At 29.1% G+C, this 23643-nt stretch carries 22 protein-coding genes, 8 tRNA genes, 1 other RNA gene and 1 other annotated feature; of the genes, 26 read left to right on the top strand and 5 right to left on the bottom strand.

From position 1 onward, the window contains the following. Positions 1-148 precede the first annotated feature (148 nt). The 14 genes from HGI79_RS19310 (at position 149) to HGI79_RS19245 (ending at position 10289) form a co-directional block, all read left to right on the top strand. The gene (locus tag HGI79_RS19310) at positions 149-643 is read left to right on the top strand and encodes an HDIG domain-containing metalloprotein (RefSeq protein WP_185652307.1); all 495 of its coding nucleotides are present in this window, start codon (positions 149-151) and stop codon (positions 641-643) included. Positions 644-760: 117 nt separating this feature from the next. Further along, positions 761-1276, top strand: coding sequence for a transcription repressor NadR (locus tag HGI79_RS19305; RefSeq protein WP_185652306.1), 516 nt, complete (start codon positions 761-763; stop codon positions 1274-1276). A gap of 33 nt (positions 1277-1309) precedes the next feature. Then, positions 1310-2473 carry a DUF362 domain-containing protein gene (locus HGI79_RS19300; protein ID WP_185652305.1) on the top strand — a complete coding sequence of 388 codons (1164 nt, stop codon included), beginning with the start codon at positions 1310-1312 and terminating at the stop codon, positions 2471-2473. Between the two features lie 5 nt (positions 2474-2478). Continuing rightward, positions 2479-5190, top strand: a complete 2712-nt coding sequence (locus HGI79_RS19295; RefSeq protein WP_185652304.1) for a UPF0182 family protein — start codon at positions 2479-2481, stop codon at positions 5188-5190. Between the two features lie 298 nt (positions 5191-5488). Next, on the top strand, positions 5489-5896 hold the full coding sequence (locus tag HGI79_RS19290) for a hypothetical protein (protein WP_185652303.1): 408 nt from the start codon (positions 5489-5491) through the stop codon (positions 5894-5896). 37 nt (positions 5897-5933) lie between these two features. Continuing rightward, the gene (locus HGI79_RS19285; protein WP_313885237.1) at positions 5934-6065 is read left to right on the top strand and encodes a L,D-transpeptidase; all 132 of its coding nucleotides are present in this window, start codon (positions 5934-5936) and stop codon (positions 6063-6065) included. Positions 6066-6113: 48 nt separating this feature from the next. Next, positions 6114-7505, top strand: a complete 1392-nt coding sequence (locus tag HGI79_RS19280) for an NAD(P)/FAD-dependent oxidoreductase (protein ID WP_185652302.1) — start codon at positions 6114-6116, stop codon at positions 7503-7505. A 20-nt stretch (positions 7506-7525) separates the two neighbouring features. Continuing rightward, positions 7526-7831 (top strand): DUF1667 domain-containing protein, encoded by a 306-nt coding sequence (locus HGI79_RS19275; protein WP_207725853.1) that lies wholly within the window; start codon positions 7526-7528, stop codon positions 7829-7831. A gap of 93 nt (positions 7832-7924) precedes the next feature. After that, positions 7925-8118: a binding site (T-box leader), on the top strand. Between the two features lie 51 nt (positions 8119-8169). Further along, complete coding sequence (gene serS, locus HGI79_RS19270) at positions 8170-9450, top strand: serine--tRNA ligase (RefSeq protein ID WP_185652301.1); 1281 nt, start codon at positions 8170-8172, stop codon at positions 9448-9450. A 73-nt stretch (positions 9451-9523) separates the two neighbouring features. Next, positions 9524-9614: transfer RNA gene (locus tag HGI79_RS19265), tRNA-Ser, on the top strand. Positions 9615-9641: 27 nt separating this feature from the next. Then, positions 9642-9732 (top strand) — tRNA-Ser (locus HGI79_RS19260). Positions 9733-9885: 153 nt separating this feature from the next. Continuing rightward, positions 9886-9976: transfer RNA gene (locus HGI79_RS19255), tRNA-Ser, on the top strand. A gap of 27 nt (positions 9977-10003) precedes the next feature. Then, positions 10004-10094 (top strand) — tRNA-Ser (locus HGI79_RS19250). Between the two features lie 118 nt (positions 10095-10212). Continuing rightward, positions 10213-10289 (top strand) — tRNA-Arg (locus HGI79_RS19245). 179 nt (positions 10290-10468) lie between these two features. Here HGI79_RS19245 and HGI79_RS19240 read toward each other — a convergent pair. Next, positions 10469-11014, bottom strand: coding sequence for a TetR/AcrR family transcriptional regulator (locus HGI79_RS19240; protein WP_185652300.1), 546 nt, complete (start codon positions 11012-11014; stop codon positions 10469-10471). A gap of 154 nt (positions 11015-11168) precedes the next feature. On the opposite strand from HGI79_RS19240, the gene HGI79_RS19235 reads away from it, so the two are divergent. From HGI79_RS19235 to HGI79_RS19225, 3 genes are all read left to right on the top strand, one after another. Then, a complete protein-coding gene (locus HGI79_RS19235; protein WP_185652299.1) occupies positions 11169-11699 on the top strand; it encodes an HXXEE domain-containing protein in 531 nt (176 codons plus the stop codon). A gap of 869 nt (positions 11700-12568) precedes the next feature. Beyond that, positions 12569-12718, top strand: a complete 150-nt coding sequence (locus tag HGI79_RS19230) for a hypothetical protein (RefSeq protein ID WP_185652298.1) — start codon at positions 12569-12571, stop codon at positions 12716-12718. Between the two features lie 808 nt (positions 12719-13526). Next, on the top strand, positions 13527-13940 hold the full coding sequence (locus HGI79_RS19225; RefSeq protein WP_185652297.1) for a VOC family protein: 414 nt from the start codon (positions 13527-13529) through the stop codon (positions 13938-13940). Positions 13941-14159: 219 nt separating this feature from the next. Here HGI79_RS19225 and HGI79_RS19220 read toward each other — a convergent pair whose 3' ends face one another. Then, positions 14160-15047, bottom strand: a complete 888-nt coding sequence (locus HGI79_RS19220; protein WP_185652296.1) for a phosphatidylserine decarboxylase — start codon at positions 15045-15047, stop codon at positions 14160-14162. Positions 15048-15279: 232 nt separating this feature from the next. Here HGI79_RS19220 and HGI79_RS19215 point away from each other — a divergent pair, with 232 nt between their 5' ends. Continuing rightward, a complete protein-coding gene (locus HGI79_RS19215; protein ID WP_185652295.1) occupies positions 15280-15849 on the top strand; it encodes a TetR/AcrR family transcriptional regulator in 570 nt (189 codons plus the stop codon). A 34-nt stretch (positions 15850-15883) separates the two neighbouring features. Here the strand turns inward: HGI79_RS19215 and HGI79_RS19210 are convergent, their stop codons facing one another. Further along, positions 15884-17482: an AarF/ABC1/UbiB kinase family protein gene (locus HGI79_RS19210; protein ID WP_185652294.1), complete on the bottom strand. Its 1599-nt coding sequence runs from the start codon at positions 17480-17482 to the stop codon at positions 15884-15886. A 43-nt stretch (positions 17483-17525) separates the two neighbouring features. After that, positions 17526-17825 carry a phasin family protein gene (locus HGI79_RS19205; RefSeq protein ID WP_185652293.1) on the bottom strand — a complete coding sequence of 100 codons (300 nt, stop codon included), beginning with the start codon at positions 17823-17825 and terminating at the stop codon, positions 17526-17528. Between the two features lie 168 nt (positions 17826-17993). Here HGI79_RS19205 and HGI79_RS19200 point away from each other — a divergent pair. The 3 genes from HGI79_RS19200 to HGI79_RS19190 all read left to right on the top strand — a co-directional run bounded on the left by HGI79_RS19200 (position 17994) and on the right by HGI79_RS19190 (position 19940). Next, a tRNA-Arg gene (locus HGI79_RS19200) sits at positions 17994-18070 on the top strand. A gap of 580 nt (positions 18071-18650) precedes the next feature. Further along, positions 18651-18815, top strand: coding sequence for a hypothetical protein (locus HGI79_RS19195; protein WP_185652292.1), 165 nt, complete (start codon positions 18651-18653; stop codon positions 18813-18815). A gap of 678 nt (positions 18816-19493) precedes the next feature. Beyond that, on the top strand, positions 19494-19940 hold the full coding sequence (locus HGI79_RS19190; protein ID WP_185652291.1) for a nucleoside deaminase: 447 nt from the start codon (positions 19494-19496) through the stop codon (positions 19938-19940). A gap of 69 nt (positions 19941-20009) precedes the next feature. Here HGI79_RS19190 and HGI79_RS19185 read toward each other — a convergent pair whose 3' ends face one another. Then, positions 20010-20603: a hypothetical protein gene (locus tag HGI79_RS19185; RefSeq protein WP_185652290.1), complete on the bottom strand. Its 594-nt coding sequence runs from the start codon at positions 20601-20603 to the stop codon at positions 20010-20012. Between the two features lie 147 nt (positions 20604-20750). On the opposite strand from HGI79_RS19185, the gene HGI79_RS19180 reads away from it, so the two are divergent. The 5 genes from HGI79_RS19180 (at position 20751) to HGI79_RS19160 (ending at position 23557) form a co-directional block, all read left to right on the top strand. Further along, positions 20751-20842 (top strand) — tRNA-Ser (locus HGI79_RS19180). 129 nt (positions 20843-20971) lie between these two features. Next, positions 20972-21061, top strand: a tRNA-Ser gene (locus HGI79_RS19175). An 11-nt stretch (positions 21062-21072) separates the two neighbouring features. Next, positions 21073-21338: signal recognition particle sRNA large type (gene ffs, locus HGI79_RS19170), an RNA gene on the top strand. Between the two features lie 177 nt (positions 21339-21515). Continuing rightward, the gene (dnaX, locus tag HGI79_RS19165; protein WP_185652289.1) at positions 21516-23138 is read left to right on the top strand and encodes a DNA polymerase III subunit gamma/tau; all 1623 of its coding nucleotides are present in this window, start codon (positions 21516-21518) and stop codon (positions 23136-23138) included. Positions 23139-23215: 77 nt separating this feature from the next. Then, positions 23216-23557 (top strand): YbaB/EbfC family nucleoid-associated protein, encoded by a 342-nt coding sequence (locus HGI79_RS19160; protein ID WP_185652288.1) that lies wholly within the window; start codon positions 23216-23218, stop codon positions 23555-23557. Positions 23558-23643 lie beyond the last annotated feature (86 nt).

Raw genomic sequence — 23643 nt, 5'->3', positions numbered from 1 at the left:
ACGCAGAGGGTCAAGAGTTCGAATCTCTTTATCTCCACCATAAAAAAGCATCTGTAATATTACAGATGCTTTTTTATTATATAATTATTAAATTACTATTCACTAAAAATAAAATAAAGTATAATTATACTAGATAGGAGTAGATATAGTGAATTTTTATAGAATAAAACAGTTCTTTTGGAGTATAAATTCTAAGGTTAGTGATAGTGATATAAAATTTATAAATAGAAACTTAAGCAAAGAGGAATTAAATTTATTTTATAAGTTATCTAATGCAGAGCAAAAACATTCTATAAGAGTTGCCCAGGATGTGGAGGATGTTTGTAAAAAACATAGTATAAGTTCAAGTTTACTTATAAAAGCTGCATTATTACACGATATAGGAAAAACCATGGCCAATTTAAGTATATTTGATAAGTCTATTTTAGTTATATTAGATAAGATTACTAAAGGTAGCATAAAAAAATTTTCAGGAATAAGTAAAGTAAAAGTATATTACGACCATGCAAAAATAGGAGCTAATATACTTAGAAAGTATAATTATGATTTAAAACTAATATATCTCATAGAAAATCATCATAATGTTAATATTAATGATAATAAAGAGTTAAACATATTAAGGATATGTGATAACAAAAATTAACCAATTTCCTTTATATGGTATTTTATTCATTACAATATAATGTTAAAATTTAATTATAAAGATATAGTTATATAAACTTATCAGTATTAACCCTTATCTACTGTATTGGAGGTAAATATGAACTCAAAAGAAAGAAGAGCACATATAGAAAAGAAATTAAATGATAATAATAGACCTCAAAAAGGTCATATGTTGGCTGAAGAACTAGGTGTAACTAGACAGGTAATAGTAAAAGATATAGCTATACTAAGAGCGGAAGGTAAAAAAATAATAGCTACGCCAGAAGGATATTTAATACATAAAGAAGAAAAGAGTATGGTAAAAAGAATCATGGCTTTTTCTCATAAAACAGAAGAAATTGAAGATGAACTTAGAACCATAATTAAATTTGGTGGAATTATTGAGGATGTTATTGTAGAACATCCATTATATGGTGAAATAAAGGGAATGCTTATGATAAAAACTCTATATGATGTTGAAAATTTTGCAATGAGAATTAAAGACTTTAAGGCTGAGCCATTATTGATATTAACAGGTGGAATACACCTTCATACTATTTTGGCTGAAAATAATGAAATAATGGATAACATAATTACTAAATTAAAAGAAAGAAAATATTTAATATCAGATTAGGATATATTAGTTAGCTTAAAATGGAGGATATATATGGAAAAGGTTGCATTATTAAAGTGTGAAGACTATAATTTAGAATTAATAGAAAGCAAGATAAGAGATGGCTTTACGCTTTTAGGTGGTGAAAATTTTTTAAGAAAGCTTATACCCTATAATAGTAAAGTTTTATTGAAGCCTAACTTATTATGTGTAGAAGAATCAGGATCGCCTGTTGTTACTAATTTTAAGGTTTTTGAAGCTGTAGTAAGGATATTAAGGGATTACACAAACAATATATCATTTGGAGATTCTCCAGGATTCGGGGACTCTAGAAAGGCAGCAGAAAAATCTGGTATACTTAGTGTAGCTGAAAAATATAATGTAAAGTTTGAAGATTTTAAGGAATCAATACATGTAAAATTAGATAAATCATTATTGTGTAGGTCATGGACTGTAGCTAAAGCACCATATGAAGCTGACGTGCTTATTACACTCCCAAAATTAAAAACTCATGCTATGGCATATTATACTGGAGCGCTAAAGAACCAATTTGGATGTATACCAGGATCACTTAAGGCTACTTGGCATACTCGAATGCCTAAGGCGGAGAATTTTTGTAAAATGCTGTTAGATTTGAATACTTTAGTCAATACAAATTTTGCAATATTAGATGGTATTATTGCAATGGAAGGTAATGGACCTAAAAATGGAGCTCCTAGAAAAATGGAAACTTTAATTATGGGACAAAGTTTAACAGCTGTTGATTCAACAGCTGTAAGACTTATTGGTTATGACAATCCATTAGATATACCTCTTTTAAAAGAAGCTAAAGACAGTAACTGGGGAAAGGTACTTCCTGAAGATATAGAAATATTAGGTGAAAAGATTGAAAATCTAAAAGCCAAGGATTTTCAGCTATGTAGAAAAGGAGGAAGCTTTTATTTTATCAGTCCTTCTGTTACGAATTTTTTAAGAGATTTAATCGCACCAGATCCATCTCTTATTGATGAGAAATGCATAGGCTGCGGTAGGTGCGCTGAAGTTTGTCCAGAAAAACCAAGAGCTTTGAAAATGTGTAAAGGAGAAAGTGACAATAAACCTGTTTGGGATATGAAGGAATGCATAAGATGTTTCTGTTGCCAGGAACTATGTCCATGTGGAGCTATAGAAACTAAATATTCTATGATGGGTAGAATATTTAGAATGAATAAGAGGTGATTTTATTGAAGAAAAGAGTGACAATGTTTGTTATTATACTAGCGGTAATAATATGTCTAACTTTTTTAAATAACATTATAAGTTTTATAGTAAATTTAGAATGGTATAGAGAAGTTGGATATGTATCCATATATTTTACAAAGCTTACAGCAGTTTTAAAGCTCATGGTTCCAATTTTTGTATTAAGTTTTATTGGAATATGGATTTATTATAAAAGCTTAAGACTGAGCATTATAAGATACAGGAAAGTAGTTGAGGTAAATGTTAATAAAAATAATACTGAAAGAAAAGTATTTTTTATATTCAATACTATAATTTCTTTCTTTATATCTTATACGTTTTCTTCATCTTATTGGTATAGAATACTTCAATTTAATAATTCTGTTAAATTTAATGTTAAAGACCCTATATTTAATATTGATATTTCTTTCTATATATTTAAACTTCCTCTTGTACAATCTCTTTATAATGCTATAATATCATTACTAACTTTTTTAACATTGATTACAATAATAACTTATTTTGTGCTTAATGCAAAGGATAGAGTATATTCAAAAAGAGATATAGGAAAGAGTTTTTCAGATGTTAAAATATTCAATAGTGAACTTACCAAGTTTGCAGGTAAGCAACTAGCTATTGTATCAGCATTAATAATGCTTTGTATTTCTGGGGGATATTTGTTAAAAGCTTTTGAATTAGCATATAGCACTAAAGGTGTGGGCTTTGGAGCTAGCTATACAGATATGCATGTTAGTTTACTTTTTTATAAAGTTATTATAGTTGTTTCATTAATTGCAGCTATAGTTACTTTTTCAAGTGTTCTTGCGTCAAAGGTAAAGCCTGTAATTATATCTGTAGGAGTCATTATTGTACTTATTATATCAGAAGGCATAGTATCTGCTACAGTTCAAAACTTTATTGTTAAATCTAATGAAAAAACCTTAGAGCAACCATATATAAAATATAATATAGATTATACAAGAAAGGCTTTTAATATAGATAACATTGATACAGAGCCATTTGAGGTTAAAGATAACCTAACTAAAGCGGATATAGCAAATAACAAGGATATAGTAAATAACATAAGAATAAACTCTTTTAAACCAGCATTGGAATTTTACAATCAAGTTCAGATTATAAGATATTATTATGGATTTAATGATGTTGATGTAGATAGATATAATATAAATGGTAAATATAATCAGGTATTTATAGCTGCAAGAGAAGTTAACACACAATCAATTGATCCAAATACTTGGCAAAACAAACACTTAATTTATACTCATGGATATGGTATAGTAATGAGCAAAGTTAACTCAGTTACATCAGAAGGTCAGCCGGATTTTGTAATAAAAGATATACCACCAGATAACGGTACTAATATAAAGATAGATAATCCAAGAATATACTTTGGAGAAAAAACCAACGATTATGCAATAGTTAATACAAAGATTAATGAATTTGATTACCCAAAGGGTGAAGCTAATCAGACTAATAAGTATGATGGTACTGCTGGAATAAAGATGAGCTATTTAAACAAGTTACTTTTTGCTTTAAATCAAAGAGATATGAATTTCTTACTATCCAGAGATATCACCAGTGAAAGTAAAATACTTTTAAATAGGAGTGTAACGGACAGAGTAAAAAAAATAGCACCATTTTTAGCGTATGATTCAGATCCATATATAGTTATAAGTAATGGTAAGCTTTACTGGATTATTGATGCATATACTGTTTCAGACAAATATCCTTTTTCACAACCACAGAATAATATAAATTATATAAGAAATTCTGTTAAAGTTATAGTAGATGCAGTAAATGGTAATACAGATTTTTATATAGTAGATAAAAATGATCCTATAGCTACGAGCTACTCAAAAATATTTCCCGGGCTATTTAAAGACTCATCTAGTATAACTGAAGATATAAAGCAACATTTTAGATATCCTGAAGATTTATTTAATATACAATCTAATGTACTCGGAAAATATCATATGACTGATCCTGGGGTATTTTATAATGGTGAAGACTTATGGGAAGTATCTAAGAACCAAAAACAGGTAGAAGGGCAAAAAGATACTATGGAACCTCCATATGTAGTTATGAAATTACCTGGACAGAAAAGTGAAGAAATGATTTTACTGCAATATTTTAATATGAGAAATAAAGATAATATGGTAGCATTATTTGGAGCGAGAATGGACAAGGATAACTATGGGAAAATGGTATTGTATAAGTTTCCACCACAGAAGACTATATATAGCCCTTATCTGTTTAAACAAAAGTTAAATCAAGATACAACTATATCTAAAGAGTTATCTTTATGGAATAAAGATGGATCTCAGGTGCAGTTTGGCGATACTATAATAGTTCCTATTAATAATTCTTTACTTTACGTAGAACCTATGTATTTAAGAGCTAGTGGAAAGAACAGTATACCTGAGATGAAAAGAGTTATTGTCTCTTATGGAGATAAGATGACATTAGCGGAAAATATAGATAGTGCATTAGCGCAGCTATTTAATTATAAAAATAACGATAACCAAACTGATGATAATAACAACAAAGGCGTAGTAAGTACACAAGAATCTGATAAAATAAAACAGACTAAGGATATATATGAAAAGGCTATAGAAGCTCAAAAAAATGGTGATTGGTCAAAGTATGGAGAGTATATAAAGCAATTAGGTGATATAATAAACGAATTAAATAAGTAGATTTAAAAAGAGGTTGTCTCAGAATACATTTTTATTGAAGGACTTATTAATAGTCTTTCATAATTAAAGAGAAACACTATCAGTTTATTGAATTTCAATAAACTGATAGTGTTTTTATTGTATTGAACATAGTTATGAGTAAAATTTAAAAAATCCTGTATGTGTTCTGATTTTTGAGAATACGTTTTTACTTTTTAATAAAAAGCATGAGAAAATATGGTAAAATTTTCATGACAAGGTTTAAATAGCAACTATATTGAAAATAATATTAGTAGCACATTATATTGGAGGAAAAACAGTGAAAAAAATACTACTTTATAGTTGCATGTTTACCTGTATCTTTATATTTGCTCCAGCATTTATGGTACAATATGATAATGAGCCTCAACAGGTAATTAGCACAAAACACATAGATAAAATAAATAATAATATGAAACAAGAAAATAAAGATAAACAGCTAAGCACAGATAATAAAAATAAGGATGACATAGCAGTATTTTCTTCAAATACCTGCTATAAAAAGACATATTATATTAATGTGGACAGAGTTAATGTATATGAAGATGATTCAGGAAAGAGTAAAGTAAAGTTTATATTATATAAAAATAACGTAGTAGTTGCTTTTAAGGAAAGTAATGGTTATATATATTGTGAAGAAAATAAAGAGGGTAGAAAAGGATGGATCAAAAAAATAGTGTTAACTTAAAGGGATCCATTAATAAAAAACAGAATATACTTTGGATGTGAATTTAAAAGGTAATATAATGGAAGATGAAAAAAGCAAAATAGGCTTTCCAGCTTCGCATGGATGTATTAGAATATCTATACAAGACGCTGAATGGATATATAAAATATTCCTGAAGGTTCATCAGTAATTATACATTATTAAAATTACTGTAGTTCTTTGAAAGGAAGGTTAGATTATGAATTATGATGTACTTATTTTAGGTGGAGGTATAATAGGTTGTGCAGTTGCCTATGAGCTTTCAAAATACAGCTTAAATATAGCACTTATTGAAAAAGATTATGACATAGCAGATGATGTTGCACTAGTTAATTCAGCTATAGTTTATAATGGAGTAGAATGTGAAGATACATTAATGTCTAAGCTTGAATTTATGGGCAATACACTTATTAAGAATTTATCAAAAAAATTTAATATAGAATTTAAAAAACATGATTCTCTAATTATTGCTGAAGATGAAAAAGCACAAGAAAGATTAGAAAAAATTTATGAAAAAGTATTAAACAGGGAAATAGATAATGTTTATCTTTTGGATAATAAAGTAGTATATGAAATGGAGCCAAATTTAAATACACCTGTTAGAAAAGCTATATATAGTCAAAATACTGGTATTATATCGCCATATGACCTTGCTATCGCATATGGTGAAATAGCTTTTGATAATGGAGTAAATTTTAGATTACAAGAAGAAGTGCTAGATATACAAAAAATGTCAAAGGGATTCAGAGTAATAACTAACAAAAATAAGTTTACCTGTAATATGGTTTTAAATACAACTTCTAGCGAAAATTATAGTATTGATAGTCATAGTAAAATAAGTAAGAAAAGAAGTCATATTAAGTATTTTATGTTAGAAAGCAGCTTAAATGAGATCTATAAAAATATAATATACACTTTAAATAAAAATGATGAAAGTATATATGCATTTCAAACTATTCAAGGAGGCTCTATTATAGCAATAAAAAGTGATGAAAACATTAGCTACGACAAAAGTCTAAAGAAAATATCAGCTTTTATGGGGAATATAAACGAAGAGCATATAAATACATTTTATGAATCACCATTTTATAATGATACATTAGTGATAGATGATAGTCTTGTAGATATAGGTTATATAAAGGTAACAGGAAAGCATTATAGTCAAGTTACAATTACCCCAGCAATTGCAAAGATTGTTTGTGAAACAATAATAAATAATTTTAACTGTATCTTAAAAAAAGATTTTATAGATAAAAGACGTGAATTCTATAGATTTAGAGATTTATCTAATGAAGAGAGGAATAATATAATAAAATTAGATAATAGGTATGGAAAAGTAATATGCTACTGCCAGAAGGTTACTGAGGGAGAGATAATAGATGCTATAAGGAGACCTTTAGGGGCACGTACTTTAGAAGGCATTAAAAGAAGAACAGGTGTAACCTTTGGTGATTGCAAAGGAGCACAATGTATAAGCAAAGTAGCAGCTATTTTAGCTAGGGAAACAGGAAAAAAAATGACGGATATAGTTAAGGACTCAAATAAATCAAAGATTGTCATAAGTAGAATTAAAGAATTTAATGAACTATAGTTACTTGGAGGGGTTTAATATTGATTAATGATAAAATTATACTAGGTGTTGAAGAAAATTTATGTGATAAAGGAATAAAATATAACAACGTGGAAATATATAATAACAAAGATATATTTACTTCATTAGTAAGAATAAAGGGTGGAAGTGTTAACGTAGTATCAGTAAAAAGCAAAGAACCTATAGATAAAAATTTATGGATAGATTGTTCAAAGGCACTAAGTAGACTATATGTGGGGGTACCCGTAGCTATTGGCGATGTTATATGTAAGAATATATTAAATACAGGAGTAGATATAGTTTGTACTAAAAATATTGATAAGTAGATATATAATAAGCAACAAAATAATATTACTAAGTGTAGTAATAAATTAGTATTGACATAAAAATTTAATATATATATAATTAAGTCAACTGAACAATAACCTATGATGAGGCTAGTAACATTATGATAGTTTTAGAGAGTCAGTGGTTGGTGTAAACTGATACAATAATTTTGTGAATCCACCTCTGAGGTACTGCTAATAACAGTGCGGTGATACCGTTATAATCTAAGAGTGAGTCAAATTTTTTGATTAATTAGGGTGGCAACACGGAATCTTTCGTCCCTTACGGGGATGAAGGGTTTTTTTATTTTATATAAAAGCATTAGGAGGAGTAAATTATGCTAGACTTAAAGAGAATTAGAAATAACCCAGATGAAATTAAAAAAGCACTAGGAAATAGAGGAGAAGACTTCGATACCTCTGTTATAGATGAAGTATTAGAATTAGATGAAAAAAGAAGGCAAATACTAGTAGAAGTAGAAGCATTTAAAAATAAAAGAAATCAAGATTCTGCTGAGATAGCTAAATTAAAAAGAGCAGGACAGGATACTGAAGGGCTTATGACAGAAATGAAGGAACTTTCTGATAAGATAAAACAGTATGATATTCAGCTTACGGAAGTGGATGAAAAAATAAATTATATAATGCTTAGAATACCTAATATACCTAATCCTGCAGTTCCAGACGGAGCAACAGATGAGGATAACATAGAAATAAGAAAGTGGTCAGAGCCTACAAAATTTAGTTTTGATCCAAAAGCACACTGGGATATAGGAACAAAACTTAATATATTTGATTTTGAGAGAGCGGGAAAGGTTACTGGCTCTAGATTTACATTTTATAGAGGTTTAGGTGCAAGACTGGAAAGAGCTGTTATATCATACTTCTTAGATACTCATACTGAGAAAAATGGATATGAAGAAATATTACCACCATATATGGTAAATAGAACTAGTATGACTGGAACTGGACAATTACCAAAATTTGAAGAAGATGCTTTTAGAGTAGCTAATGATGACTACTTCCTTATACCAACAGCAGAAGTACCTGTAACAAATTTTTATAGAGATGAAGTACTAAAAGGAGAAGATTTACCGATAAAGCATGTAGCTTATAGTGCCTGTTTTAGAGCAGAGGCTGGTTCCGCTGGTAGAGATACAAGAGGACTTATAAGACAACATCAATTTAATAAAGTTGAGCTTGTTAAGTTTGCAAAACCTGAACAATCATATGAAGAACTTGAAGCATTAACTAATGATGCAGAAGGAGTACTTCAAGGATTAGGTCTTCCATATAGAGTAGTTAGAATCTGCAAAGGAGATTTAGGATTTACTGCCGCTCTTAAATATGATATAGAGGTTTGGATGCCAAGTTATAATAGATATGTTGAAATTTCAAGCTGTAGTAATTTTGAAGAGTTCCAGGCAAGACGTGCTAACATAAAATATAAGGATAACCCAAAAGACAAACCTCAATATATACACACATTAAATGGTTCAGGTGTCGCTATAGGTAGAACTATTGCAGCTATTCTTGAAAATTATCAACAAGAAGATGGTAGTGTAGCAATACCAGAAGCATTAAGACCGTATATGGGTGGAAGAGAAATAATAAAATAATAAAATAAAAAAAATTAAAATACTGTTGACATATATAATTACAGCTGATATAATAACATATGTCAACAGGCAAGGAAAGATGGTCGAGTTGGTTTAAGGCACCGGTCTTGAAAACCGGCGTACGGGTGACCGTACCTAGGGTTCGAATCCCTATCTTTCCGCCATTTTTATATATAATAAAAGTAGGGCATGGAGAAATACTCAAGTGGCCGAAGAGGCGCCCCTGCTAAGGGCGTAGGTCGGGTAACCGGCGCGAGGGTTCAAATCCCTCTTTCTCCGCCAGTGAAGCACCTTGATATTAGGTGCTTTTAAATTTGTAATATTTTTTTAGTTATTGTATATAATATTATTTAGTTAAATAGTATTATATAAATAAATTAAATATTCAGTTGACATTTTTAAATATTTATAATAATATATTTTTATTGATTTTGTGGAAAGATGGTCGAGTTGGTTTAAGGCACCGGTCTTGAAAACCGGCGTACGGGTGACCGTACCTAGGGTTCGAATCCCTATCTTTCCGCCATTATATATATAATATAAAGTAGGACATGGAGAAATACTCAAGTGGCCGAAGAGGCGCCCCTGCTAAGGGCGTAGGTCGGGTAACCGGCGCGAGGGTTCAAATCCCTCTTTCTCCGCCATTAACAAAATTATTTTTGTAACTTAACTTTTATTACTGCATATAATAATATTAGGTACAGTTAGTTAAATACAAATTTGATTTTTTTTACTTTTTATGTTAACATCTATATTAGACATGCGCTGGTAGCTCAGTTGGATAGAGTAGCTGGCTACGAACCAGTTGGTCGGGGGTTCGAATCCTCTCCAGCGCACCATTATCAAGGCTTTCACTAATAAGTGAAGGTCTTTTTTAATGCAAAATAACACAACCCACAGAAAAATGTTTTTTATTTTTCAAATTGCTCAAAATCATATCTATTTTTGTTCATATGTTTATTCTTATTTCCGTATCTTTTTACCAAAATGAAGTGCTATACTGTCTATATCTTTTCTACTATAATATTGTATCATTTATTATTATATTCACTAGACTTGCCATCTCATCAGGCGTTTGCTTTGCACCTTTATGTATCCATTTTATGAGCATATTCCAAAAACCTCCTGCACTAAAAGCTAATATATATTCTAATACATTATTGTCTTGATCCTGTCCTTTAAGTTTCTGATGAATCATAGGTAAATATTGATTGTATTTTTGTAATATCATATATAATAAATCATTTTTCTCCATTACAATTAGAAAATTTAAATGTTTATTCCAAAAAGTAAAGTATACTTTAGCAATATTATATACTTTTAATGTTTTTTCCTCTCTCAACGATTCAATATATTCACTACACAACTTTTGTATATACAGATTCAAAATATCCTCCTTAGAATCAAAGTTACGATAAAATGTACGTCTTGCCAATTGAGCTCTAGAAGCTATTTCTGTTATAGTTATTTGATTGTATGGCTTCTCTGACAATAATTCTAGTAATGATGCAATAATCCACTCTTTAGACTGTACTGAAATTGGATTAAGACTATTTTTTTGCATAAAAATCCCTCCATAGAATTTGCTGACACAATTTTCTCTTATTTGTAGCACTTATATCAAATCTATTGACCTCTTCTGATAAGAAGTATTATACTAAAAATTGTAAAATGACACAAGTGAGTCACTTATTTAATCATATTAGGGGGTTATCTTTATGAAAACATTATTTATGATCATCTGGCTTTTTCCAATACTTTTTATGATTCATGACTTCGAAGAAATTATAATGATTGAAGCCTGGCAAGAAAGAAATAAACAATACATTGAAAATATGGCGAATAAACATATTCCCTTTAATTTTAAAGCCTCAACTGCATCTTTTTCAATTGCAGTAGCTGAAGAGTTTATCATTTTATCAATAGTCACTGTGGTTTCATGTTTGCTGGATAACTATATTGTTTGGTATGGTTTATTTATTGCTTTCACATTGCATTTATTATTCCATATCTTTCAATGGCTAAGCTTTAAAAAATACTTACCATCAGTTATAACTAGCATATCTTTTCTCCCTCTTTGTTGTTTTCTAATATATAAGATTAATATTTTACTAGACTATGATATCATAACTTTATTATTTTCTATATCTATCAGTATACTAGTGATGGTTGGAAATATATATATCCTTCATAAAGCAATGATGAAATTTGATTCTTGGCTAGAAAAATATATCATTAAATCCCTATGATTTGCAAAAGAAATTGGAATAAAAGTTATAATAAATCAAAGTGACATATCTAATGTAGTTTTCTCTTCTAATGTCGAAAATCCATATGATGTTCAAGAAATATTAAACAATGGCGAATTAGATATGATTATTGATCCATTAGATTTAATAAGGAAACAGAATATCTAGATGCAAAATTAGGACAATATATTGAAAGAAAACTAGAACTATTTAGTTATTAGTTATTATAATTTATAAATTAGTAGTATACTACTAATTTGCTACCAATGAACAGATAAATAATAAAAGCTAAGATAATTTATTATAAAAGAGAGTTCTTAACTACTTTTCACTGTAGATACATTGTATATGAAATGAATATATATTTATAAATCAAGCAATATCAATGGTATCTACTATGTATCTATAAAATAGATATATAGTAGATACATAAGACATACACACATGAGTTGCGTACGTTATATATGTTGCATAACAAGTAAAAATTTATACAGAAAGATTAGTTTTATAGAAAAATATAAGTTATAATAATCCGCATTATATGAAAAAATATATATAGCGGATTTATTTTATTATTATTTTATAATTTATAGTTATAAAGAATATGTTGTATATAATTAAAATAACTAATACTATATATTGCATTAAGTGATTAAAAGGCAATGAAAATAGGAAAAGTAATAAAAGAGCAGTAACTGAATGTACGTAAAAAATTAAATAATAAAATAAGAAAGAAACTTAGGAGAGGTAAGAAAAGTCTCTCCTTTTTTGATCTTAAAATATGATGGGGCATGATAGTTATAGATGAGGTAAGAGTGGAGTAATTAAGCAAAGATAAATTCTTATTAATTTTAGTATTTAATGTACAAGTGAAATTAAAAAAAGCTAAGGATCTACACAAAAGATATAGAAAAACTTATAGGAGAAGATTAAGTAGCTTTAATGATGAGTTTGTTAATAGTAGTTTTATTGTTAGGGTTATGGATGGCGAAAATATGACTAAAGTATATAGTGTTTAGATATTTAAACTAAATTAGTTTAAATATTTAAACTAATCATTGATTGTGTTACAATATGTGTTATAATAAAATTAATAAATGAACATAATAAAAACAGGGTGTTGGTAGCACCCTGCAGTATACAATTCTAGTTGCTAAGGCAACTGATAAAGCTTGAAATTATAAAAAAGTAGCCATTACCAATTGCACAGGTGGGCTACTTTTTTATTTTATCTATAAGCACGATAACTAGATTTATCAGAGCTATCAAAAATGATAGAGCAGCAAAAACCACTATAAACATCTCGTACATATGTATCACCTCCCTCCTAAAAAGGGATAGCGATACCAGTTGCCCACACACAACCGTATTGAATTGTACATAGATAGTTTATCATATCAATGTATTAAGGGGCAATAGAACATATAAAAATAGTGATACCCATAAATTCACTTTATAAGCTTATACAAGTAATATAATTTTAAAAGGTATAAATTATGTATCATGCAATTAAAATTAATTATAGAGATTATCTGTGAGTTGTTCATACATAGAACGTAAACTACTGCTTTATAAAGGTTTGCTAGCTATTGTGTTATAACACAATCCAAAGAAAAATGTATAAAATGACACAATGAATAACACAATGAAAAATGATTATATAAAAATCTATGGCATAAATAACTACTAGTATGTTACTAGTAGTTACTTGGTATAATGATAATATAGTTTAATACACGGTAGTAAATTATTGTGCAATGTTCGTTTATAATAATATGGCAAATGTGCTGTAAATGATGAATTAACACCAGTAAAGGAGAGAATTAAATGAAAAATCCAAAACAAAAAATCACTACATTTTTAATGTTTTCTGGTAATGCTGAAGAGGCAATGAATTTTTACACTTCTATATTTGATCAATCAGAAATAATAAGTATTACTCGTTATGGAGCGAACGAAGTTGGTAAAGAGGGAACCGTGTTACATGCAAAATTTTCACTAAAGGGACAAGAGTTTATGTGTATAGATAGTAATGTCGAACAGGAATTCACATTTACTCCAGCAATATCATTGTATGTAACATGTGATACTGACGAAGAAATTAATCAAGTCTTTGAGAAGTTATCTCAAGATGGCAGTATTTTAATGCCGTTAGCATCTTACCCATTTAGTGAAAAGTATGCTTGGATTGAAGATAAATATGGTGTTTCATGGCAATTAAACCTTGAAAAGAGCCAATAAGAAATGTGTTATATCTAAATAACGTAGTAAACCCATATTATGTCGCAATCTGAATAGAGTTGGATTTGGAAGTTGATCCGAAAATAAATCCCTGGGATCATTACTAAACGCTCTAGGGATTTATTTTACTATTATAAAAAGTATCTATTTATTGAGCTCAATGTTAAATTTTAAGTCTTCTCTAAACTCAACATTATTTATTGTAGAATCTTTTTTTATTTATACTTTCTTTCCTATCTTTTCGCCCATAAGTACTTTTGATTCATAGCCTTGGTTTGTGTTATCAATTATATCTTTATCTATTTTTACCTTGTTTTTCTGAAAGAAAAGTATCACTGTGGAACCACCAAATTTAAAATAACCTTTTTCATCACCTTTTTTTATTCTATTTTCAGGTGAATAGGTTTGTATTATTGATCCTACACAAGTTGCTCCCACTTCTACATATAAAATGTCCCCAAAGTTGTCTGAGTGAAAAATACTCCACTGTCTTTTATTTCTACAGAAAAGTTCAGGAATTTTCTGTAATGCTATTGGGTTTACTGAATAATATTCACCGTTAACTTTATTGGTTTTCTCACATATTCCGTTATCAATAAAATGAAACCTATGATAATCAACTGGAGCAAGTCTAAGAATTAAACAAGTACCTTCTGAAAATTTTTCAGATACAGCAGCATTATTAATAAGGTTATCCAAATCATATGTATACCCTTTAACCTGAATGATTTTTTTAAAATCAATATTTTCATAAGCAAATAACCGTCCATCTCCAGGAGATATAAGTGAAGTTAATTCTGTATCTATTGGTCTTGCTTCTTTCTTTAACTTTCTTATGAAAAAGTCGTTAAATGATTTAAATTCATTTATATTTTTCTCACATAATGACATATCTATATTAAAATCATTAATAAACGAATAAATTTTGTTTCTACTTCTTTTACTGTCACAAAAAGAACCATAAATCTTTGAGAAAAATTTTTTCTTAATTAACAGTTCTAAAAATTTCATTCCTATAGGTGAGGAATAAGTCCAATTAAGATATTTGTCACCTGCTACGTGTTCAATCTCATATTTGTTAGTCTTTCTATTATAGTACTTAATCATCTTTAACCTCTCTCAACTTTATTTAATATCGTACATTGTGGTAAAATATTTATTACAATTATTAATTATTATTTTCATATTGTCAAACTCTAATTTTAATTATAAGTATATACCTTTAGTTTACTTAAAAAATAATAAAACTATTGAGATAACTGAATTAAATAGTATAATATATGTGAATACAGTTACACTGACTGGTCATTCAGTATTTATAAAAGCTGGAGTGATATTAATGAATAAAACTAAAAGATTGATATTTGAATCCTCTATAAAGATATTTTCAATGTATGGATATAATGGAGCTACTATGGATACCATTGCAGCTGATGCAGGTGTGGCAAAGGGTACATTATATTATCACTTTAAAAGCAAAGAAGAAATATTTAATTATATAATAAAAGAAGGAATGTTACTACTTAAAGATAGAATTGAAAGTTCTATTATTGAACATGAAGATATTTTATCTAAGATAAAATTATTATGTAAAATTCAATTAGGACTAGTACATGAAAGTAAGGATTTCTTTAAAGTTATAATGAGTCAGTTGTGGGGGCAAGAGTCCAGGCAATTAGAACTAAGAGAATCAATAGAAAAATATATCAATTATATAAAAACTTATCTAGAAGAAGCTATAGCTCAGGGAGTCATAAAAAATGGAGATTCACTTCATATGGCTTATACCTTATTTGGTACCCTTTGTTCTGTTGCAACATATGAACTTATAGATGAGCATGGAGAAGATCTAGAACAATTGATAGATAACATATTAAGCTATGTTTTAAATGGCATGCAAGCCACATAACCAATCATGGGACTGTTTTTAGTCCTATGATTGGTTATGATCTGTTTCTATATATTGATATAAGTAATAAAAATGACATAAATAGAGAAACTAAAAAGCCAATAAGCCCAATAACAGAAATATCATATATTTTAGGGCCTATGTTAAAAGACATAATTAAACTGGAGGATATAATTGTTGATGAAATAATTAATGCGAATATCAGCCTATTACCTATTTTATTTAACTCTCTTGAATATTGTTCTAGATTAGTAATATATAATTGTATTTTTAATCTTCCACTTACAGTGTTAGTTATTAATTCTGCAAATTTTGAAGGAAACATAAAAGAATCTCTTGTAATTTTGTACAATTGCATCAATACGTCATATATATCAATTTTTTTAAATAATAGTAATTTACTACTATTTTTAACGAAGGGTATAGCTACATCTAATACTTGTATATCAGGAGAAATTTTAGCTATAACTCCTTCAATAATTATAAGACTTCTCACAAGTAAGGTTAGATCTTTAGGAAACTGTATATTGTTATCTTTGGCACAATTAAAAACCTCTTGAAGCAGTATAGAAATCTGAATATTTTTTAATGAAGTATTTAGATAATTTGAAAGTAAGTAATCTATATCTTCATATAACTTGTTTTTAGATATTAATCCTTTTTTTATGCCAATAGACATAATAACTGATACTAATCTATCTAAATCTTTAAAGGCTAAAGCAACAATAGCTTCATTTAGAGAATTTTTTAAGCGCTCTGATAAACTCCCAACTATACCAAAATCAATAAAACATATTTTACCTTCAGAAATCAACAAGTTGCCAGGGTGTGGGTCAGCGTGAAAAAATCCATCTGTAAAAACTTGCTTGAAAAATGAAAGTGCGAGTTTCTTTCCTAAATCTCTTAAATCATATTCACCTTCTTTAAGCTTAGTCATATCATTTATCTTAAATCCATGAATTTTTTCTAAAGTTAACACCTTACTGTCAGAGAATTCATCTATTACATAAGGTGCATAACAAAATGCTACATCACTATTTAATTGCTTAAATTTTTTAATATTTAATGCTTCAATTTTAAAGTCTAACTCTCTTTCCATAGAGAAAAAGAGTTCGTTTAATGCTTCTTCAGGATCTACTAGGGTGTCAAAAAATTTTGCTTTAGTAAGTCTTATAATTTTACGAATTATTGATAGATCTAATTTTATTTTTTCACTTATGTCAGGTCTTTGAATTTTAACTATAACTTCTTCACCACTTTTTAATATTGCATTATGAACTTGAGCAATAGATGCAGAAGCTAAAGGTTTTTTTTCAAAGTATACAAAGCAGTCATCTATATGTTTATGAAATTCATTAAAAAATACTACATCCATATGTTTATATTCTTCAGGCGTTACGTTATCTTGAAGATTTGAGAGTTCGTCTATATATTCTTTAGGAAGCATGTCAGGCCTGGTACTTAATATTTGGCCTATTTTTATAAATGTAGGTCCCAATTCCTCAAAAGCTTTTCTTAAGTTTGCAGGAGCACTTTTATCTTTAGTAATTTTACTATTAATAACAAATCCGAAGCCATAGAAGGTTAAAATCCTTATTATTTCTTTGAATCTTTTGATAGAATCATTATACATAATAATCCTCCATAATAATTAAAGCCCTAACTTTTGTTGGGCTTTAATCACTTTTAAGCTTTTGCTCTAATTCAGTTAACCTTTGATTTATAGTTGCTAAGTCATTTTTCGATACAAGATTCATTGAGTTTAATGTAGATATTAGATCTTCTCTTGTTAAAGGCTTAACATCTTGAACTTTGCCTTGAACATTCCTTTTTAGTTCCTCAGAAAGCTCCTTTCCTTCGTCTATGGTTAACTTTCCTTTTTGAACCATGTCATCAATTAATGTTGATGCTTTTTCATAAGTATATACAGCGGAACCTAAACCTGCTAAAAGTAAATTTTTAAATTCATTAATCATAAAAACACCTCTAAATTATTATATTTTTAATTACTATATAATATACCTATTTGTTTATAATAAATAAAAGAATATAGAGATTATTAGTTCTATATTTAGAAAAAAGTTACAAAAACATTTGACAATTATTATAAATTATAATAAAATATCATAGTGATAAATAAATATGTGCTCGTAGCTCAGTAGGATAGAGCAGCGGTTTCCTAAACCGCGTGCCGGGGGTTCGATTCCTCTCGGGCACACCAACAGCAAAGCCTTGTAAATACTAAGTTTACAGGGTTTTATTATTTTTATAAAAATAGGTTCTATTTGAGTAATACTGCATTTTATATTCACGTAAGAGATTTATAACTGCTTTTGGTAAAGAAATTATTCTATTACTTGTTTCATTCTTTGGTGACTTCGTAAAAGTGCCTTGACCTGGTATATGCTGCAGTGATTGATGAATTTTTAAAATTTATTATCTAAATCTATATAGGACTATTTCAGATCAGTAAGTTCTCCAAGCCTCATGCCTCCATAAATGGCCATGTAAATTGCAGTCTTATATTTTAAATGATAATGTTAACTTTGAAATTGAAGGCAATATTCAAGGTATGATAACTATGGTATATTTTTTAAAAGTTCCTTACCTATGTATGCTGAGATTTGTAAGGATTGTGGTAGTATTTCAAGGTTTCATGTTGATCCAAAGATGTTGGGAATAGATTTAGCAGTTATTAAGAATGAGGAATAGAGCTAATATAGGGCTCTTTTTCGTGTATTAAAAAATATGCATAAAGTACATCTCTATACATAACATACTCTAGAGAGGAGAGTTATGTTATGGAGAATAAAGATAAACCAAAGAATTATATACAAGAGAATATTAAAAAAGAAATTGATAAAATGCTTTCATTTGGTTCAGTAGGTTTGGGTATAAATAGAGTAGAAGAAGACAATACTGCTAAAACTAGGTTAGAAGAAGATATAAGTAAAGAAAGAACATAAGGAGCTCATAAGGGCTCTTTTCTCATATAAACCTTTTAATCTCAACAGATTACAAGGTTTTTTATTTTTGTATATAAAATTTTAATGTAGATAATTCTGAAAGTTGGTGTCATTTATCATTCAGAAATATCTTAGGTACCATAAATAATTTAATAAATAGATAACATATAAAAGAAAGCTCATAACTACTTTTTATTGTAGATACATTGTATATAAAATGAATATGTATTTATAAACCAAGTAATATAAATGATTTGTATTATGTATCTAAAAAGAATATACAATGTAGATACGTAAGATGCACACACATGAGTTATGTACGTCATATATGTTGTATACAAGTCAAAAATTTAGATAGAAAGATTAGTTTTATAGAAAAATAGAAGTTATAATAAGCCGCTTTATTTTATCCATAAAACAAACAAAAGAAACTAGCAATGAAGTGGTGGTAAGCTATAAATTATATCAGCTTGCCAGTGACGATAAAGTTATATTATAATAGATAAAATTAGGATTTATATAAGAATGGAGTGTAGACAAATAAAAGTTAAAATCATTCCTGGAATTAATAATTCAGATTCTGATCATTGGCAAAGCATATGAGAATTAAGGGCAGCTGCGTGCTAGATTGGTTCAACTTATTATATAAAAGTATTAATTACGTTTTTAGGAGTTTTTATGAGTAAAGATTTTATGATTGAAGCAATAGCTGAAGCAAATAAAGCATTAGAATTAAATGAAGTTCCAGTAGGAGCTATCATAGTAAAGGAAGGAAAAATTATAGCTAGAGCACATAATTTGAAAGAGAGTCTACAAGACCCAACAGCTCATGCTGAAATTTTAGCTATAAGAAAAGCCTCCAAGGTTCTTGAAAATTGGAGACTTAATGGTTGCAGTATGTATGTTACACTAGAGCCATGTCCTATGTGTGCAGGTGCTATATTACAGTCTAGAATAAGCAGTTTGTATATTGGAACCTTTGATCCCACTGTAGGAGCATGTGGGTCTGTAGTTAATGTTGTACAAAACCATAGATTAAATTCATGGATGAAGGTTTTTTGGCATTATAATGATGAATGCAGTAACCTATTAAAAACTTTTTTTGAAAGTAAGAGGGAAAAGTAAATATATAAGATTAAATAACTTTATTAGAAACATAAGGTTACATAGGTTAACTGTATGTATTATATTTAATTATTTAACTATATATCCTCTAACTTTTACTCTTCCCATGTTTGTTACTCTTTTTCTATAAATCTCATCACTTTCACCAGAATTCCTTGACACGTATACATCTAATCTATTTACTGTATCGAAGTTGCTGCCACCTTTATCCGCAACAGTTAAAGTACCATATTCTTTAGTATAAATTTTTGTTCCTTGTGGTAGTACATTATTAGCTACCATGCCAGGGGTAAGCTTCTTGCCGGAGCAATTTATACCTTTAAAGCCTCCATTTTCGTCTGCAAGACCAGAGTAGAAGGTGAGAGTAATGTCAAGTTCGTTATTTATATCACTTCCTCTAGAAAGTTGTTTCTTTTCTGAGTTATTATTTAAAGTTTCCTTACTATTGTTTTCTTCACTGACAGTTTTAGGTTTTTCAGTAACTTCGGATACATTGTTTATGGTGCTTTGTTTTGATTTGTTGATGGATATTTCTTTTGTTTGTATAGTATCATTTTTATAAGCTATGCTGTTATTTCTATCATAATTGTATAAATAATTTATACTCACAGATCCTGTTAATATCATACTTAATATTACTATTTTTTTAGCATGTGTGCTCAACTTTAACATCCCCCTCTATAAGATAATTTCTTTTATTATTATGGACAAGTTTTGTAAAATATAACCAAAAATTGTGTAATTAGTTAGCATATGTATAAAGTTTATTGCATTATTTATTAATTAAGTGATATAATTGACTGTACACATGGAGAGATGTCCGAGAGGTCAAAGGTGGTTGACTCGAAATCAATTGTACGGGTAATACCGTACCGGGGGTTCGAATCCCCCTCTCTCCGCCATACAACATTTACCTATATGAATTTTTAAATAGCTATTGAATTATATAAGGTTTAATAGTATAATAGTCTTTGTTCTCATGACAAATTGAAAATATTATAAAATATAATATTTAATCATGAGTATTATATGGAGAGATGTCTGAGCGGTTGAAGGAGCACGCCTGGAAAGCGTGTGTAGGGGAAACTCTACCGGGGGTTCGAATCCCCCTCTCTCCGCCAATTAAACTTTGTCGTGCTAGATGGGGAGTCAGCGGTGCCCTGTAACCTGCAATCCGCTGTAGCAGGGTTGAATTCCTCGCTTAGGCTCTAAATTGTGAGGTCTGGCCCATAAAAGTGGCGTTGAGAACTGGGTCCCACGCAACGGAAACTCATGAACCCCGTCAGATCCGGAAGGAAGCAGCGGTAAGTGATCACTTTCGTGTGCCGTGGATAAACCTGGTTTGAGTTAACTATATGGGTAACGCTCATAGTTTATCTGACGAAGCGAGGTGCACGGCTTAATTAAATAGAATTTATATAAGATGCCTATAACTAAGGTATCTTTTTTATTATATAAATTTTTATGCTTTATCATTAAGACATGTTGATATATAGGATATAATATAAGATGAAAGCTAAATTAGATAGACTTTAATGGATAAATATTAAAATTAAGTTGAAGAAGGTGAGTTCAATGTCTTATACAGCTTTATATAGAGAGTGGAGACCAAAAACATTCGAAGATGTGGTTGGCCAAAAGCACATAACTGTAACTTTAAAAAACCAGATAAAGAACAATAGAATAGCCCATGCATATCTTTTTTCTGGTACAAGAGGGACTGGGAAAACTTCAACAGCAAAAATTCTAGCAAAGTCAGTAAATTGTTTAGATCTACAGAATGGAGAGCCTTGTAATAAGTGTTCAATGTGTAAAAAGATAAATTTAGGACTTTCTATGGATGTAATAGAGATGGATGCAGCATCCAAGAGGCGTTTGGAAGATATTAAAGATGTAATTGAGAACGTAAAATATCCCCCACAGGAAGGTAAATACAAAGTATATATAATGGATGAGGTTCATATGCTTACGGCTGAAGCTGTAAATGCATTTCTAAAGACATTAGAAGAGCCACCTTCTAATGTTATATTTATATTAGCTACCACTGATCCACAAAAACTACCTGTTACAATACTTTCTAGGTGCCAAAAGTTTGATTTTAGAAGAATAAAAAGTAATGATATGTTCAATAGACTTAGAAATATAATAGTAGAACAAGGTGTTCTTGCAGATGATAAGAGCTTGAATTTAATTGCTAGAATGTGTGATGGAGCAATGAGAGATGCACTTAGTATATTAGATCAAGCTATATCCATGGGGGAAGGTAAAGTAGACTACAGCAGCCTTTTAAATATGTTAGGATTAGTAACAAATGAAAGCTTACTGAAGCTCACGGATAGCATAATAGAGAAAAATGTAGAGTTGTCAATGAAAGTAATAGATGAGATTGTGTTTAATGGTAAGGATATATATAACTTTATAAGAGATATGATAAATCATATGAGAAACCTTTTAATGGTAAAAGTTAGTCAAAATCCAGAAGAGATTTTAGATATGTCTGAAGAAAATATAGAACTTATAAAAGAACAGGCACATAAGATAAGAGTAGAGGAGATAATGAGAAACATACGAATATTGCAAGATTCAGAAGAACAGTCAAAATGGACAAAACAAAGCCGAATATATTTAGAACTTGCAGTAATAAAGATGTGTAAAATTGAATATGACACATCAAAAGAGGTTATATTATCTAGATTAAATAGGCTTGAGGAAGCTCTAAAAGAAGGTGAGATTAAAGTATCCTGTGAAAGAATAGTGCCTAGAACAGTTACTAATGAGAGAAAAGATAAACCAAACCCTAATACTGTAAGAGAAGAAATAAAGCCTATAATGGATGAAAATGTATATTCAAAACTTACTTTGGATATAGTAAGAAAGAATTGGAAGGATATATTAGAAGCCTTTAAAAGTAGAAGACAAATGGTGTTATTTGCTGCATTGACTACTGGAAACTTAGTTAAATGTGAAGCAGGAATAATAACTATAAAATATGATAAAAATTATGCATTTCATAAACAAAGGTTAGAAAAGGATGAAAATAGAAAAGTAACAGAAAGTATATTCGCTGACATATTAAAAGAAAAAATAAAAATTCAATATATTATCGACGCTGAAGAGGAGCAAAGCCCATCTAAGTCTCCAGAGCAAATGTTAAAAGATGCTTTTGGTGAAGACTTGGTGGAAATAATCGATGAATAATAAAAAAGTTATAATTTAAAGCTATAAAAATATGATATAATTAACATTATATTAAATAAGTCAAGGAGGATTTAACTATGGCAAAAGGTGGATTCCCCAACTTTGGTGGAGGAAATATAAATAATTTAATGAAGCAAGCACAAAAGCTTCAAAAGCAGATGGAAGACATGCAAGGTGATCTTGAAAATAAAGAATTTGAAGCTACAGTAGGTGGCGGTGCAGTAGTTGCAGTAGCAAATGGCAAGAGACAAATAGTTAATATAAAAATTAAACCTGAGGTTGTGGACCCGGATGATGTAGAAATGCTGCAAGATTTAATATTAACAGCATGTAACGAAGCCTTAAAAAAGGCAGAACAAGAAACAACTGAAGAAATGAAAAAATTAACTGGTGGATTAAATTTACCAGGAGTTTTCTAAATAAAGTTGCCCCATCAATATTGATGGGGTTTTAAAATTGAGGTGATGTTATGGATTTTTATCCTATTGCAATTGAAAAACTTATA

This window comes from Clostridium sp. DJ247 (genome assembly GCF_014231265.1).
The sequence above is the reverse complement of the archived record's forward strand: the minus strand, read 5'-3'. Positions and strand labels throughout refer to the sequence as shown.